This window comes from Superficieibacter sp. BNK-5 (genome assembly GCF_047456055.1).
Classification (GTDB): domain Bacteria; phylum Pseudomonadota; class Gammaproteobacteria; order Enterobacterales; family Enterobacteriaceae; genus Superficieibacter.
The window spans coordinates 561,701-576,510 of record NZ_CP179893.1 but is presented as its reverse complement, the minus strand read 5'-3'; the positions used below and the strand labels follow the sequence as shown (position 1 = coordinate 576,510).

The window sequence follows — 14,810 nt, the reverse complement described above, 5'->3', positions numbered from 1 at the left end:
GGTGCGTAACAATGCCCGGCGGCGCTGTGCTTGCACGGGCCTACGATCTGGCATCCGGTGCGTAATAATGCCCGGCGGCGCTGCGCTTGCGCGGGCCTACGATCTGGCGTCCGGTGCGTAATAATGCCCGGCGGCGCTGCGCTTGCACGGGTCTACGATCTGGCATCAACCTAACGTTCAGCGCGTAAAAAGCGTAGGCCGGGTAAGCGAAGCGCCACCCGGCATTATTGCGCTACAGGCTTAACGTATCCCCAGCCCTTACGATATTCATTTCAGTATAGAGCGCTTACCACTTTTTATTCAGCAGGCGGTCGATACTAAACGCGCCCGGACCGGTGATCGCCAGCAGCAGGAAGCCGCCTGCGATGGTCAGGTTCTTCATGAACATCAGTGAGTTCACGCCTTCCGCAAAGTTACTGTGGAAAATAAACGCCGTCAGCAGCGTAAAGCCTGCGGTAAACAGGGCCGTGGTACGGGTCAGGAAACCGAACAGGATAGCCAGACCACCGCCAAACTCCAGCAGGATAGTCAGCGGCAGCAGGAACCCTGGTACGCCCATCGCTTCCATATATTGCTGAGTCCCGGCGTAACCGGTAATTTTGCCCCATCCTGCGGTGATAAACAGAATTGGCATCAGAATTCTTGCTACTAACACGCCAACATCTTCTAATTTTTTCATTTTGCTCTCCCGGAAACCTTATTTTCTCAATAGTGTTATTAGCCAGCAATACTGGCGTTTGCCGCCGATATGCTGTCGATGGAGAGAATCATAAGCGGGAGTGATAACGATTGTTAGCAAGGAAAACTGTCAATCTTCTTCAAAAAATATGAGTAATGGCATCTTAATAAAAAAGCCCGCGTGCGTTGCCGCAGGCGAGCTTGATATGTAAGAGTAATGGACTATCGCAGGCGCTGATTACGGATCGTCGTTTGTACGAGACGCCATGCGCTCCAGATACCGAAGCCACGTTTCCCCCAGCGCACTAAGAAACTGGGATTTCGCACGCTCCAGATGGCCATCACGCTACTGCCTACCAGCGCCCAGGCGCGAAGATTAAGCAGCGTATTCCAGCCACGATCATAGCCTCCGGTCACTTCCAGCCAGTCGCGGCGGCTGGAGGATAAATCCAGCCGTTGCTGTTGGATCTGACTGAGCAGCCAGGCCTTACGCTGTTGGCGTTCCAGCTTACTACTCAAGACTTATCCTCCTCCAGCAAAGAACGGTCATTAGCCAGTTCCTGACGGGTATGACGTAAGAACGTGGTGCGACGCGCCTTAACCAGCGTCCATATACCTCCGCCTATGGCCAGCAGGAGCAGAACGGCGGTGGTGCCTATCATCACATTCAACCGATATTGCGGATCGACAGCCCAAATAATTAATACCATCAGACTCATCAGGCCAAAGGCGGCGAAAAGCATTGTCAGTCCCAGCATCAGCAGTAACTGAAAGAGATTTGCTTTCTCTTCTTCCAGCTCTACCACTGCCAGCCTCAGCCGCGTTTCCACCATCTCGATAATGATTGAGACGATCCGCTGCCCGATCCCCAGCACGCTTTTTCCGGGCCCCTGTGCTTGACGATAATCAGCCATAATTATCGACGCGCCAGTAGAACACCCAGCACCACCCCAATGGCAGCACCGATGCCTACACTGGCCCACGGATTTTCACGCACGTACTCATCGGTACGCTCGGCCGCAACGCGGGTCTGTTTTGCCAGCGCGTCGCCGGTTTCGCCCAGGCTCTTACGGCTGTCTTTCAGCGCGCGTTCTGCTTTGCTGCGCAGCTTGCTCATTTCTTCTTTGGATTTATCGCCTGAAGAGCTAAGCACTTCTTCCAGCGTATCCGTAAGGGATTTCAACTCGGCGCGCAGATGATCGGTATTGGTGTCTTTAGACATAATTTTTCTCTCCAGGTGAGTAAGTTAAATTTCCGTAAACTCAATAATCCCGCGATTCCAGCGCTTTCAGTTCATCCTGCGCTTCCTTGAGTTTATTTTCGCGTTTCGTTACTTTTTCCGCATCGCCTTTCTGTCTGGCTTCCTTCAGATCCTCTTGTCGTTCAGCCACTTCTTCTTTCTGATCGGCAATTTTCTTCTGATGGTCGGCGCGTAACTGACTGTCACTACAGTTCGCTTTAACTTCGCTCAGCGCTTTCTTCAGGCCAGTGATACGGCTCTGATTGTTATGCTTTTGAGCGTAGCTAATTTCACGCTGTATATCCTGTTCCTTTTCCTGACAGGGGGTCTGTGCCCAGGCACCTGCACTGATGGATAAAAGAGCAAAAGCGGTAACGATGCGGTATTTCATAAATGAAAGCTTCCATAATGTTGCGGCGCATTGGGACTGTGCCTGCGCGTCCAGGCCAAAAATGATGTGATTGCCTTGCGCATACTTAAGAATAGTAAGTAAACGAGAAATCACCAAAATAAGTTAAAAGATTCAGAAAGGTGGAAGAAATTAGCCGAATCGACGTGAGGTATCCCGCAGACGGGTAAGCCACATCGTCGCCTGATCGTCTTCATCCTGCTGAGCGATGATGTATCCGTGAGGGAGCGAACGATCGAGCACTTCTTTCGCTGCGGCGCTCTGGGCACTGGAATCAAACTTGATAAGCAGGGTATCTGCATGCGGGGTGATACTTTTGAAACGAATGCCGTTGGCATCAAGCTGATGCCAGACAGAGAAACCGTCAGGGACGCTAACGCCCTGACTTGACGGACGAATAGCCAGTGTTGATTCATGGCGCTGAAGCGTAACGCCTGCATAAAACAAGCAGGTGAACAGAGTCAGCGCGCCAAGACTCCAGGTCAATCGGCGTAGTAGCGTATGTTTAATTGCCATCACTTGTCCTCAATCTCCCGGTGTTTCTTCTTCCAGAGAACCACCAGCGAGCCGATCAGGCCAAATACCAGCAGCACTACCGGCAGCAGCATCAGGCAGGACATGAGCTTATCTTCGTACTTGAGAAAGACCGGGGTCTTACCCAGCAGATAGCCCAGCGTTGTCAAAATAAGTACCCACAGCAGGCCGCTAACCCAGTTGAAAAACTGGAAACGGGCGCTGCTCAGGCCGGAAATTCCGGCGATAGTTGGCAGCAGCGTCCGCACAAACGCGATAAAGCGGCCCATCAGCAGCGCGGAAAGCCCGTGCTTATGAAAAAGATGGTGCGCCCGCTGATGATAGTGCGCAGGCAGGTGTGATAACCATTTTTGCACCAGCCGGGTATTACCCAGCCAGCGCCCCTGAATATAGCTGAGCCAGCACCCGAGGCTTGCCGCCATGGTCAACAAAATAATGGTTTGCGGATAGCCCATTGCCCCTTTGGCTATCAGGACACCGACCAGCACCAGTAAGCTATCGCCCGGCAGAAAAGCCGCAGGCAGTAATCCATTCTCAAGAAACAGGATCACAAACAAAACAAAATACAGCATCCCAATCATGGATGGATTCGCCAGCGTTTCATAATCCTGGCTCCAGAGGGCATGCATCAACTGAGTAAAAAGTTCCATTCAATATTCCTGGTACATCGGTTAACGTCGCGATGGAACGCGGTTTAACTACAGGGCGACCTTTTATTTATCGTAAGCGTGGCCGCGACAAACCCGTTCGGACGATTCCTTGTCATTGAGCGAGGTGAGCAATAACTCACTCACAAAAGTGCAAAATGCATCTAATTGTAACAAAGGTGCGGAAATTCGTCACAGTAATTACAGTGCATTGAGGTTTGATTTTGCTTGCTGGAACCGATTCAGGCGAGGAGTTTTACACTCTCTGACACAATAAGTGCTTTGCTTACCAGAAAGCGGCTCGGCAGGCCGCGAATGACCTGCCGGGGGCGTGGGAAATTATTTTGTGCTGACCAGCGCGGTATCAAGATGAACCACCGGATTTTCGGCGAAAAGATAACGGTCAGCGTTAAATTCAAAGTCGTCGCTGGTTTCGTTAAACAGCATCTGCTTGGTGTTTTCAAGATGCTGCCACATTGCCAGTTTTGCCGCGTGCGGATCTTTGCGGATCAGCGCTTTGAGGATCTGATCGTGATCGTCACACCAGTTATCGACGGTGCGCAGATCGATATGGTCGTGCAGCTTTTTCCAGTACGGGTTATGCACACGCTGGGTCCACATTTTTTCGACGATGGCGGCCAGCGCCGAGTTCTGCGTAGCGAGCGCCACCTGAACGTGGAACTGAAGATCCCACTCAGAGTCGCGGAAGCATTTCTCTTTACGCGCCATTTCCTGAATTTCCATCAGCTTCATGATGTCCTGTTTCGTCACCTGCGTGGCGGCGAATTCGGCAATGTTACTTTCAATCAACTGACGCGCCTGTAACAGTTCAAAAGGACCGTAGTTGGCAAATTCCTGAGTTTCGTCGGGGACGTGGTAGTGCTTTGCCTGATTAGAGATGACGTGGATACCGGAGCCTTTGCGCACCTCAACGTAGCCTTCTACTTCCAGCATAATGATGGCTTCACGCACTACCGTGCGGCTGACGTTTTTTTCATCAGCAATGAAACGCTCAGCAGGCAGTTTATCGCCCACTAAATAGACACCTTGCTCAATACGCTGCTTAAGGTCGGCGGCAAGCTGTTGGTATAGACGACGTGTTTCGGTAATTTCCATTTGTGCTCCGGACGGAATAAGGCACCTTTATTTGTTATACCACTTTTACGCTTCTGGCACCACTACGCGACAAAAAAGCCGCCCTTAACAGGCGGCTTCTGTGGTTTACATCAGGAGTGAAAATAATCAGTTTTGGGTTGCCGGATCGTTCCTCGGCGGGGACTGTATAATCTCAGCAGCCGGTTTATTTTTCAGTACCGTCCAGATAACCAGCGCACCGAGAAGATCGAACACTGCCAGCACAGCGAACAGCGGGCTGAAGCCGATAGTATCCGCCAGCGCACCGACCACCAGCGCAAACATCGTACTTGCCATCCATGCTGCCATCCCGGTCAGACCGTTTGCCGTCGCCACTTCGTTACGACCAAAGACATCGGAAGACAGGGTAATCAGCGCGCCGGACAGTGACTGGTGAGCAAAACCACCGATACACAGCAGACCAATCGCCACGTACGGGCTGGTGAACAGACCGATCATGCCTGGGCCAATCATCAGCAGTGCGCCCATAGTGACGACCATTTTACGCGACACAATCAGGTTCACGCCAAACCAGCGCTGGAACAGCGGCGGCAGGTAGCCCCCGACGATACAGCCGAGGTCAGCAAACAGCATTGGCATCCAGGCAAACATGGCGATCTCTTTCAGGTTAAAGCCGTAGACTTTAAACATGAACAGCGGGATCCATGCGTTAAATGTTCCCCATGCTGGTTCCGCCAGAAAACGCGGCAGGGCGATACCCCAGAACTGACGGGTGCCGAGGATCTGCCAGACGGACATTTTTTTACCGTTATTGGTCTGATGCTGGGCTTCCTGGCCGCCAATGATGTATTCGCGTTCTTCTTCAGTTAATTTTTTCTGATCGCGCGGATGTTTGTAGAAAATCAGCCACGCCATTGCCCAGACAAAGCTCAGTACGCCAGAAATAATGAACGCCATCTGCCAGCTGTGCATCACAATAGCCCAGACCACCAGCGGCGGAGCAATCATCGCGCCAATAGAGGAGCCGACGTTAAAGTAGCCTACGGCAATAGAACGCTCTTTCGCCGGGAACCATTCGGAGCTGGCTTTCAGACCGGCGGGGATCATTGCCGCTTCTGCCGCACCGACCGCGCCACGCGCCAGTGCCAGACCGCCCCAGCTGCCTGCCAGCGCGGTTGCGCCACAGAAAACTGCCCAGGCAATAGCAAAGAAGGCGTAGCCAATTTTAGTGCCCAGAATATCCAGCACATAACCTGCTACCGGCTGCATCACGGTATACGCTGCTGAATAGGCCGCGATAATGTAAGAGTATTGCTGCGTGGAAATATGCAGTTCTTCCATTAATGTCGGTGCGGCAGCCGCCACGGTATTACGTGTCAGGTAGCCCAGAACGGTGCCCATAGTCACCAGAGCGATCATATACCAACGTAAACCTTTAATTTTACGCATTTAAAACCTCTTCGTTATGGTATGTCCGCATTTGACGCGGTCACATCTCAGTCGTTGTCATGGGATGTGCTAGTAATGGAGAGCCGTAGCGGAGACATACACCGGCACGACCTGCTCCTTGCTATGTAAAGACTTCATAAGTCATCGGCGTCCATACCGGTAAATCTGATGAACACGTCATCAAGAATGCATTCATTGACGCTATGTGTTGCGACGGCAGAAAGATAACTTGTCATACAACTTTAAAAGGTGAGTGCCGTCACAAATGTGTGAATCTTTGTAAGGATATTGATTTGTGCAATAAAAGCCTTTCAAAGCAACGAGTTGACATTGTTTTACTCCCCAGGGAGTAGTTTTTTTATCCTTTTTTATTGATCTAACTCACGAAAATATGCTCGGACTGTAGAAATTGGTGTGATAACTTTGTCAGCATTGAACATATGCATCAGACGCACTCTCTGAGAGGAAGATGAAATGACCCCGTTTATGACCGAAGATTTCCTGCTGGATACTGAATTTGCCCGCCGTCTCTATCACGACTACGCCAAAGACCAGCCGATTTTTGACTTTCACTGCCACCTGCCGCCGCAGCAGATCGCTGAGAACTACCGCTTTAAAAACCTGTATGATATCTGGCTGAAAGGCGACCACTACAAATGGCGCGCGATGCGCACCAATGGCGTGGCCGAACGCCTGTGTACGGGCGATGCCAGCGATCGTGAGAAGTTTGACGCCTGGGCCGCTACGGTGCCGCACACTATCGGCAACCCGTTATACCACTGGACGCATCTGGAGCTTCGCCGCCCGTTTGGTATTACAGGTAAGCTGCTTTCACCATCTACTGCGGATGAAATCTGGGAACGTGGTAATGAACTGCTGGCGCAGGACACATTCTCTGCCCGTGGAATCATGCAGCAGATGAATGTGAAGATGGTCGGCACCACCGACGATCCGATTGATTCTCTGGAGCATCACGCCAGCGTCGCCAAAGACACCAGCTTTACCGTTAAGGTGCTGCCGAGCTGGCGTCCTGACAAAGCGTTCAACATCGAACAGGCGACGTTCAACGACTACATGGCGAAGCTGGGTGAAGTTTCCGATACCGACATCCGTCGCTTTAGCGATCTGCAAACCGCGCTGACCAAACGGCTGGATCACTTTGCCGCTCACGGCTGTAAAGTCTCCGATCATGCGCTGGACGTGGTGCTGTTTGCGGAAGCGAGCGATGCCGAGCTGGACAGCATTCTGGCGAGCCGTCTCTCCGGCGAAACTCTGAACGAGCATCAAGTCGCCCAGTTCAAAACCGCCGTACTGGTATTTCTTGGCGCAGAATATGCCCGTCGCGGCTGGGTGCAGCAGTACCATATCGGTGCGCTGCGCAATAACAACCAGCGCCAGTTCAAACTGCTGGGGCCGGATGTTGGCTTTGACTCCATCAATGACCGTCCGCTGGCGGAAGAGTTGTCCAAACTGCTGAGCAAACAGAACGAGCAAAATCTGTTGCCGAAAACCATTCTGTACTGCCTGAACCCGCGTGATAACGAAGTGCTGGGCACCATGATCGGCAACTTCCAGGGAGAAGGGATGCCGGGCAAAATGCAGTTCGGCTCTGGCTGGTGGTTTAACGACCAGAAAGACGGCATGGAACGTCAGATGACCCAACTGGCGCAGCTTGGTCTGTTAAGCCGCTTCGTGGGCATGCTGACTGACAGCCGTAGCTTCCTCTCCTACACCCGTCACGAATATTTCCGTCGCATTCTGTGCCAGATGATTGGTCGCTGGGTCGAAGCAGGCGAAGCCCCGGCAGATATTCAGCTGCTGGGCGAGATGGTGAAAAATATCTGCTTTAACAATGCGCGTGACTACTTCGCCATTGAACTGAACTAAGCCTTGAGGTTGGTTGATATGCAATACATTAAGATCCATTCGCAGGACAACGTCGCCGTCGCGCTGGCTGACCTGGAAAACGGTACCGAAGTGACCGTTGACGGTCAAACCGTCACGCTGCGTCAGGACGTGGTGCGCGGGCACAAATTTGCCCTTAGCGCCATTGCGAAAGGGGAAAACGTCACAAAATATGGTCTGCCTATTGGTCATGCGCTGACGGATATTGCGCCCGGGGAACATATCCACGCCCATAACACGCGCACTAACCTCAGCGATCTGGACGAGTATCGCTATCAACCTGATTTTCAGGCTGAAGAAGTACAGCCTGCGGATCGTGAAGTTCAGATCTACCGTCGCGCCAACGGTGACGTTGGCGTGCGTAATGAACTGTGGATCCTGCCGACCGTTGGTTGCGTCAACGGCATTGCCCGGCAGATCCAGAACCGTTTTCTGAAAGAGACCAACGACGCGGAAGGCACCGACGGCGTTTTCCTCTTCAGCCATACCTACGGCTGTTCGCAACTGGGCGACGATCACATCAACACCCGCACGATGCTGCAAAACATGGTGCGTCACCCGAATGCGGGCGCGGTACTGGTGGTTGGTCTCGGCTGTGAAAACAACCAGGTCGATGTGTTCCGCGAAACGCTGGGTGATTTCGACCCTGAGCGCGTGCATTTTATGGTTCTGCAACATCAGGAAGATGAAATTGAAGCGGGCCTGGAGCATCTGCATCAGCTTTACGAGGTGATGCGCCACGACAAGCGCGAGCCGGGCAGGCTGGGTGAGCTGAAATTTGGTCTGGAGTGCGGCGGTTCAGACGGCCTTTCCGGGATCACTGCCAACCCGATGCTGGGGCGCTTCTCTGACTATGTGATTGCCAACGGCGGGACGACCGTACTGACCGAAGTACCGGAGATGTTCGGCGCTGAGCAACTGCTGATGAGCCACTGTCGCGACGAAGAAACGTTTGAAAAGCTGGTGACCATGGTCAACGATTTCAAACAGTATTTCATCGCCCACAACCAGCCGATTTATGAAAATCCGTCGCCGGGCAACAAAGCGGGTGGTATCACGACGCTTGAGGATAAATCGCTGGGCTGTACGCAGAAAGCCGGTTCCAGCCAGGTGGTTGACGTGCTGCGCTACGGTGAACGTCTGAAAACCCACGGCCTTAATTTGCTGAGTGCGCCGGGCAATGATGCCGTGGCTACCAGCGCACTGGCCGGGGCAGGGTGCCACATGGTGCTGTTCAGTACCGGTCGCGGCACGCCTTACGGCGGATTTGTTCCGACCGTAAAAATCGCCACCAACAGTGAACTGGCGGCGAAGAAAAAGCACTGGATTGATTTTGACGCCGGGCAGCTTATTCATGGCAAAGCCATGCCGCAGTTACTGAGCGAATTCGTCGATACCATCGTCGACATCGCCAGCGGCAAAAAAGCCTGTAACGAGCGCAACGATTTCCGCGAACTGGCGATATTCAAAAGTGGCGTAACGCTGTAATTATTTGTAGTTAGCATTTTAAAACGGCGTTTCATATAATGAAGCGCCGTTTTCTTTTCTCTATCCGCTAAGGATGTTGTCATGACCGCGTATTGGCTGGCCCAGGGCGTCGGCGTCATCGCCTTTCTGATTGGTATCACCACCTTTATCAACCGTGACGAGCGACGTTTCAAGCTTCAGCTTGCCGTCTACAGTTCGGTGATCGGACTGCACTTTTTCCTGATGGGCGCTTATCCGGCGGGCATGAGCGCAGAACTGAACGCCATTCGCACCGTTATCTCCCTGCGCACCCGCAGACTCTGGGTGATGAGCGTGTTTATCGCTCTGACTCTGATCCTCGGCTTCAGCAAACTGCATCATGCGATGGAACTTCTGCCGATTATCGGCACCACCGTCAGTACCTGGGCGCTGTTCCGCTGCAAAGGGTTGACCACCCGCTGTGTGATGTGGTGCTCAACCGCCTGCTGGGTCGCGCATAACTTCTGGCTGGGATCGATTGGCGGCACGCTGATTGAAGGCAGTTTTTTGATTATGAATGGGCTGAACATCATTCGTTTCTGGCGGATGCAGAAACGCGGTATCGATCCGTTTAAGATTGAAAAACGCGTACAGGAAGAAAGCCCCTCCGCCCGGTGACGGAGAGGCTATATCATTAACTGCGTAGGGCGTTGTTCGCCAGACGTTCGTCTTCCGCCTGGCACGCCGCCGCGGTGAACAGCACATCGGTAGAGGAGTTCAGCGCTGTTTCACAGGAATCCTGCAGGACACCGATAATAAACCCGACGGCCACCACCTGCATGGCGATATCGTTGGGGATGCCGAACATATTGCACGCCAGCGGAATAAGCAGCAGGGAGCCGCCCGCCACGCCGGACGCTCCGCAGGCGCACAGGGAAGCCACCACGCTCAGCAACAATGCTGTCGGCAGATCCACCGGCACACCCAGCGTGCTGACCGCCGCCAGAGTTAATACCGTGATGGTGATCGCCGCGCCTGCCATGTTAATGGTTGCGCCCAGCGGAATAGAGACGGAATAGGTATCGCGGTCCAGATTCAGCTTCTCGCACAGCGCCATATTGACCGGAATATTGGCGGCGGAACTGCGGGTAAAGAAGGCGTAAACGCCGCTTTCACGCAGGCAGGCAAACACCAGCGGGTACGGGTTACGACGAATTTTCCAGAACACCAGCAGCGGATTAATCACCAGCGCGACCAGCAGCATGCAGCTAATCAGCACCACCAGCAGGTGCGCGTAGCCCCACAGCGTTGCAAAACCGGTGGTAGCCAGGGTTGATGAGACCAGACCAAAAATCCCAATCGGCGCAAAACGAATAACCAGACGCACCATAAAGGTGACGGCACTGGACATATCGTTGACCAGATTTTTGGTGGTCTCGTTGCCATGGCGCAGGGCAAAACCCAGGCCAACGGCCCAGACAAGAATGCCGATATAGTTCGCGTTAAGCAGGGCATCGATCGGATTCGCGACCATGCTCAGCAATAAGCCGCGCAGCACTTCAACGATGCCCGTTGGCGGCACAATATCGTTCGCACTACTGGCGAGATGGAGCGTTGAGGGAAAGACGAAGCTGAATACCACGGCGGCCAGCGCGGCGGAGAAGGTTCCCAGCAGGTAGAGGAACAAAATCGGGCGAATAGACGTTTTTTGCCCGTGCTGATGATTGGCGATTGATGCCATGACCAGCATTAATACCAGCACTGGTGCGACGGCTTTAAGTGCACCGACGAACAGCGTGCCCAGTAAACCGACGGCAATCGCCGCTGGTTGTGAAATCCATGCCAGTATAATACCCAGTACAAGACCTACTAAAATTTGTTTAACCAGGCTCCCTTGAGCTAAACGCTGGAATAGCCCCGGAGTACGTTGCGTCGTCATTTCTTGATCCTTTCATTATGTTGTTGCTCATCCTTTGTGCGCTCTGATGGCGCATCTTTCAGGATGTAACAAAGTGTTTGCCTGGTCGAGTATAAGGAAAGATCAAACTTCGGGAAGCGAAATATGCTGGGTTTTATGCGGGGATCATGTTTTATAACTTTTATTTAACAAGAATGTGACATATTGAACAAAAAGCCCGCACAGCGTCTGCTGACGGGCTTTTGCTTTCGTCCTGAAAGGGCATCTCCTGCCTAAAATGATTACCCCAACTGTTGCTTATCGCGCTGATGGTTCACCCACAGATTAATCAGCAATGTGAGTACCAGAATACCAAACACAACGCCCAGCGAGACCGCAATCGGGATATGGTAGAAGTCGACAATCAGCATCTTAATGCCGATAAATACCAGAATGATCGACAGCCCGTATTTCAGCATTGAGAAGCGTTCCGCCACGCCCGCCAGCAGGAAGTACATGGTGCGCAGGCCGAGGATCGCGAACAGGTTGGAGGTCAGCACAATAAAGGGATCGGTGGTGACCGCAAAGATCGCCGGGATGCTGTCCACCGCGAAGATCACGTCGCTGAGTTCGACCAGGATCAGTACCAGCAGCAGCGGTGTGGCAAACAGCAGACCGTTTTTACGCACGAAGAAATGCTCGCTCTCAATTCGATCTGTCATGCGTAAATGGCTACGTAGCCAGCGCACCACCGGCTTTTCGCCGATCCCACTTTCATCTTCTTTCGCCAATGCCATTTTGATCCCGGTAAACAGCAGGAAAGCACCGAAGACGTACAGCAGCCAGTCAAACTGGGTAATCAACCAGCTACCAGCGAAGATCATGATGGTGCGCAGGACGATCGCCCCGAGAACGCCGTAGATCAGCACGCGACGCTGTAGCACGGCGGGCACGGCAAAATAGCTGAACAGCATCAGCCAGACGAAAACGTTATCCACCGCCAGCGCTTTTTCGATCAGATACCCGGTAAGGAACGCCAGCGCCTGCGGATCGGCAACGGCCCGCCCTTGCGTGGTGGCGAGATACCACCAGAACGCGGCGTTAAACAGCAGGGAGAGTGAGACCCAGACCAGAGACCAGATCGCGGCCTGTTTCATTGACATGGTGTGTGCGCCGCGACGCCCCTGTAACAGGAGATCAATAGCCAGCATAATCACCACAACCACCGCGAATCCGCCCCACAACAGCGGTGTGCCGACAGTATTCATAGAGCAACTCCTTTACGCATAAAAACAAAAACGGCTGAGGTCAGAAGACGTCAGCCGCTGCGCGTTTATGCATAGACCTCGCCTTCCGGCAAGGTCTCACTTACAACTCCAGCCTGCGCTGTTTGCCTGCCCGATGGCGCTATGCTTATCGGGCCTACGTGGTAGAGACCGGCTGGCGCTATGCTTATCGGGCCTAGATGGTGGAGACCGGATGGCGTTATGCCTGGCGGATCTGCTTTTTGTAGGCCGGATAAGCGAAGCGCCATCCGGCAGACGTCAGCGTGACTTAAGTTGCCCGGTAACCGGATACGGATTTCCGCATCGTAATGACGATCCACCGGCAATGAAGTTACTCCCCTTTGCAGGTAACAAATTATGACAGGGCATTCATCTGGTCAATGCCCCGCAACCTGCCTTTTACACAGTTTTACGCGGTCGCCTGCACATTGACGTCATCCGCCGGGAAGACAACCCCGGTCTGGCGGCGGATTTCCGTCTGCAATGTCGATGTGGTTCGACTGACAGCCAGTCCCGGATGATTAACCTCACCGGTCTCCACCAGGCGTGCAAAAACCTCAGCCTCGTAAAGCATGGTATTGATGTGCTGCGGCTGCGTCAGATCCTGCGCTTTGCCACCGCGCGGTACAAAGGCCACGTTCTGACACTCGGAGAGTTTTTCGATCACCAGCGATCCATTTTCGCCCTGAATTTCGCTCGCCAGCACAGAGTCACTCACCTTTGAATGATGCAGCGTGACGTCAAAATCACCGTAATTCATGACCACCGTACCGTGCGCATCCACGCCGCTTTCCAGCAGACTGGCGGACGCCTGAACGCTGTGCGGTTCACCCCACAGCGCGACCGCTGACGCCAGACAGTAAAAACCGATATCCATAATCGAGCCGTTAGAAAAGGCCGGATTAAAGGTATTCGGGTTTTCGCCGTCCAGATAGCGCTGGTAGCGGGAAGAGTACTGACAGTAATTAATAAACGCCTTGCGGATCTTGCCCACCTTCGGCAGCGACTGTTGCAGCAGCAGAAAGTTAGGCAGGCTGGCGGTTTTGAAGGCTTCAAACAGTACTACCTGATTTTCGCGCGCCACGGCGATAGCCTCCTCCACCTCACGCAGATTTGATGCCAGCGGCTTTTCACAAATCACATGCTTCTTATGGCTGAGGAACAATCGCGTTTGCGGGAAGTGCAGGGCGTTGGGGCTGGCGATATACACAGCGTCAAAAGCGTCGCTGTTAGCCATTTCTTCCAGCGAGGTAAACAGGTGCTCCACCGGGTAATCACTGGCGAAATGCTGCGCCTGCTCAAGGCTGCGCGAGTAAACCGCGGTTAACGTGTATTTACCGGTTTCATGGGCGGCATCGACAAACTGACGGGTGATCCAGTTTGTGCCAATGACTGCGAAACGTATCATAAACGAATATGTACTCCATTGTGTGATCCTGCCGCCAATGTAGCATGACGACATGACAAAACGAGTGCTCCATAGCGCATAACGTTATATCCATCCCGATTTACTGGACGGGACAGCCGCTTTTAGCGTTGGAACCAATCGTGACGGTTGGGCCAAGATATTTTGGCTGGCGGTGCAATATTTTGGCATCCAGTACCGCGCTGACTCGCGCCAGTTTCTCCCGCATTTGGGTATATCTGCCGTGCCTGTCGGTTAAATCCTTCGCGTTAAAGCCAATGGCATCAATACCATACTGCTGCGCCAGCCAAATCGCCCGCTGGTTATGAAACTGCTGAGAGACAATGATAAAACGATTTTCACCAAAAACTTTTTGCGTGCGGACAACGGAGTCGAGCGTAGAGAAACCAGCGTAATCGCAGTAGATCGCTTCTGAAGGAACGCCTTTCGCGAGCAGTGCCTTACGCATCGCAGAAGGTTCGTCATAATGTACTTTGCCGTTATCGCCGCTTACCAGCAGCCATTTGACCTTACCTGCTTTATATAGCTCGGCAGCGGCGTCAATACGTCGGGTAAAGTAGCGGTTGCCGGGCTTTGCGCCGAGCACCAGCGCCAGTTTGCGGGCAGGAAGATGGTCAGCACGATCGTAAAGCCGTCCCTGAGTGGAGGCGATCATAGTGTGACTGGCGTAGACAATCAGTCCTCCCGCCGCGATGACCACCACCAGCAGTAGAATAAAAAAATAGCGGTTAAAAATAAAATGAGAGAGTGCTGTAGCTATCCGTCTTGCGTTCATTGTTCATTCCTTATCATTCCCTG

General features: G+C 53.0%; 16 protein-coding genes. 3 read left to right on the top strand and 13 right to left on the bottom strand.

All coding sequences use genetic code 11. The features are described from left to right. Positions 1-286: 286 nt before the first annotated feature. From ACMGGS_RS02770 to ACMGGS_RS02730, 9 genes are all read right to left on the bottom strand, one after another. The gene (locus ACMGGS_RS02770; RefSeq protein ID WP_176919883.1) at positions 287-679 is read right to left on the bottom strand and encodes a DoxX family protein; all 393 of its coding nucleotides are present in this window, start codon (positions 677-679) and stop codon (positions 287-289) included. Between the two features lie 221 nt (positions 680-900). Then, positions 901-1,197, bottom strand: a complete 297-nt coding sequence (locus ACMGGS_RS02765) for a YqjK-like family protein (protein WP_414164961.1) — start codon at positions 1,195-1,197, stop codon at positions 901-903. Beyond that, complete coding sequence (locus ACMGGS_RS02760) at positions 1,194-1,592, bottom strand: phage holin family protein (protein ID WP_414164960.1); 399 nt, start codon at positions 1,590-1,592, stop codon at positions 1,194-1,196. The genes ACMGGS_RS02765 and ACMGGS_RS02760 overlap by 4 nt, the downstream gene beginning before the upstream one ends. Before the next feature lie 2 nt (positions 1,593-1,594). Next, on the bottom strand, positions 1,595-1,900 hold the full coding sequence (locus tag ACMGGS_RS02755) for a DUF883 family protein (RefSeq protein ID WP_414164959.1): 306 nt from the start codon (positions 1,898-1,900) through the stop codon (positions 1,595-1,597). Between the two features lie 40 nt (positions 1,901-1,940). Next, positions 1,941-2,309, bottom strand: a complete 369-nt coding sequence (locus ACMGGS_RS02750; RefSeq protein ID WP_276158876.1) for a DUF1090 domain-containing protein — start codon at positions 2,307-2,309, stop codon at positions 1,941-1,943. Positions 2,310-2,459: 150 nt separating this feature from the next. Continuing rightward, positions 2,460-2,843: an EnvZ/OmpR regulon moderator MzrA gene (mzrA, locus tag ACMGGS_RS02745; RefSeq protein ID WP_414164958.1), complete on the bottom strand. Its 384-nt coding sequence runs from the start codon at positions 2,841-2,843 to the stop codon at positions 2,460-2,462. Continuing rightward, a complete protein-coding gene (gene yqjA, locus ACMGGS_RS02740; protein ID WP_414164957.1) occupies positions 2,843-3,511 on the bottom strand; it encodes a DedA family general envelope maintenance protein YqjA in 669 nt (222 codons plus the stop codon). The genes mzrA and yqjA overlap by 1 nt, the downstream gene beginning before the upstream one ends. 336 nt (positions 3,512-3,847) lie before the next feature. Further along, entirely contained in the window at positions 3,848-4,624 is a 777-nt protein-coding gene (gene exuR, locus ACMGGS_RS02735) for a transcriptional regulator ExuR (RefSeq protein WP_414164956.1), read from the bottom strand. A gap of 126 nt (positions 4,625-4,750) precedes the next feature. Beyond that, on the bottom strand, positions 4,751-6,052 hold the full coding sequence (locus tag ACMGGS_RS02730; RefSeq protein ID WP_414164955.1) for an MFS transporter: 1,302 nt from the start codon (positions 6,050-6,052) through the stop codon (positions 4,751-4,753). 474 nt (positions 6,053-6,526) lie between these two features. Between ACMGGS_RS02730 and uxaC the strand changes: the two genes are divergently transcribed. From uxaC to ACMGGS_RS02715, 3 genes are all read left to right on the top strand, one after another. Continuing rightward, positions 6,527-7,939 carry a glucuronate isomerase gene (gene uxaC / locus ACMGGS_RS02725; RefSeq protein WP_414164954.1) on the top strand — a complete coding sequence of 471 codons (1,413 nt, stop codon included), beginning with the start codon at positions 6,527-6,529 and terminating at the stop codon, positions 7,937-7,939. An 18-nt stretch (positions 7,940-7,957) separates the two neighbouring features. Then, positions 7,958-9,445 carry a UxaA family hydrolase gene (locus ACMGGS_RS02720; RefSeq protein ID WP_276158870.1) on the top strand — a complete coding sequence of 496 codons (1,488 nt, stop codon included), beginning with the start codon at positions 7,958-7,960 and terminating at the stop codon, positions 9,443-9,445. A gap of 81 nt (positions 9,446-9,526) precedes the next feature. Further along, positions 9,527-10,081 carry a YgjV family protein gene (locus tag ACMGGS_RS02715; RefSeq protein WP_176919894.1) on the top strand — a complete coding sequence of 185 codons (555 nt, stop codon included), beginning with the start codon at positions 9,527-9,529 and terminating at the stop codon, positions 10,079-10,081. Positions 10,082-10,097: 16 nt separating this feature from the next. Here ACMGGS_RS02715 and sstT read toward each other — a convergent pair whose 3' ends face one another. From sstT to ACMGGS_RS02695, 4 genes are all read right to left on the bottom strand, one after another. Continuing rightward, complete coding sequence (gene sstT / locus ACMGGS_RS02710) at positions 10,098-11,342, bottom strand: serine/threonine transporter SstT (RefSeq protein WP_414164953.1); 1,245 nt, start codon at positions 11,340-11,342, stop codon at positions 10,098-10,100. Between the two features lie 260 nt (positions 11,343-11,602). Further along, a complete protein-coding gene (locus ACMGGS_RS02705; protein ID WP_414164952.1) occupies positions 11,603-12,568 on the bottom strand; it encodes a TerC family protein in 966 nt (321 codons plus the stop codon). 427 nt (positions 12,569-12,995) lie between these two features. Then, positions 12,996-13,994, bottom strand: a complete 999-nt coding sequence (locus tag ACMGGS_RS02700) for a Gfo/Idh/MocA family protein (RefSeq protein WP_414164951.1) — start codon at positions 13,992-13,994, stop codon at positions 12,996-12,998. A 100-nt stretch (positions 13,995-14,094) separates the two neighbouring features. Next, positions 14,095-14,787, bottom strand: a complete 693-nt coding sequence (locus tag ACMGGS_RS02695; protein WP_414164950.1) for a vancomycin high temperature exclusion protein — start codon at positions 14,785-14,787, stop codon at positions 14,095-14,097. Positions 14,788-14,810: the final 23 nt, after the last annotated feature.

What these genes read in the sequence shown, in the direction of transcription:
- mzrA (WP_414164958.1), bottom strand. Translation starts at nt 2,843, where the DNA reads ATGGCAATTAAACATACGCTACTACGCCGATTGACCTGGAGTCTTGGC.
- ACMGGS_RS02705 (WP_414164952.1), bottom strand. Translation starts at nt 12,568, where the DNA reads ATGAATACTGTCGGCACACCGCTGTTGTGGGGCGGATTCGCGGTGGTT.
- sstT (WP_414164953.1), bottom strand. Translation starts at nt 11,342, where the DNA reads ATGACGACGCAACGTACTCCGGGGCTATTCCAGCGTTTAGCTCAAGGG.
- ACMGGS_RS02715 (WP_176919894.1), top strand. Translation starts at nt 9,527, where the DNA reads ATGACCGCGTATTGGCTGGCCCAGGGCGTCGGCGTCATCGCCTTTCTG.
- ACMGGS_RS02750 (WP_276158876.1), bottom strand. Translation starts at nt 2,309, where the DNA reads ATGAAATACCGCATCGTTACCGCTTTTGCTCTTTTATCCATCAGTGCA.
- ACMGGS_RS02770 (WP_176919883.1), bottom strand. Translation starts at nt 679, where the DNA reads ATGAAAAAATTAGAAGATGTTGGCGTGTTAGTAGCAAGAATTCTGATG.
- ACMGGS_RS02760 (WP_414164960.1), bottom strand. Translation starts at nt 1,592, where the DNA reads ATGGCTGATTATCGTCAAGCACAGGGGCCCGGAAAAAGCGTGCTGGGG.
- ACMGGS_RS02755 (WP_414164959.1), bottom strand. Translation starts at nt 1,900, where the DNA reads ATGTCTAAAGACACCAATACCGATCATCTGCGCGCCGAGTTGAAATCC.
- uxaC (WP_414164954.1), top strand. Translation starts at nt 6,527, where the DNA reads ATGACCCCGTTTATGACCGAAGATTTCCTGCTGGATACTGAATTTGCC.
- yqjA (WP_414164957.1), bottom strand. Translation starts at nt 3,511, where the DNA reads ATGGAACTTTTTACTCAGTTGATGCATGCCCTCTGGAGCCAGGATTAT.
- ACMGGS_RS02720 (WP_276158870.1), top strand. Translation starts at nt 7,958, where the DNA reads ATGCAATACATTAAGATCCATTCGCAGGACAACGTCGCCGTCGCGCTG.
- ACMGGS_RS02730 (WP_414164955.1), bottom strand. Translation starts at nt 6,052, where the DNA reads ATGCGTAAAATTAAAGGTTTACGTTGGTATATGATCGCTCTGGTGACT.
- ACMGGS_RS02695 (WP_414164950.1), bottom strand. Translation starts at nt 14,787, where the DNA reads ATGAACGCAAGACGGATAGCTACAGCACTCTCTCATTTTATTTTTAAC.
- ACMGGS_RS02700 (WP_414164951.1), bottom strand. Translation starts at nt 13,994, where the DNA reads ATGATACGTTTCGCAGTCATTGGCACAAACTGGATCACCCGTCAGTTT.
- exuR (WP_414164956.1), bottom strand. Translation starts at nt 4,624, where the DNA reads ATGGAAATTACCGAAACACGTCGTCTATACCAACAGCTTGCCGCCGAC.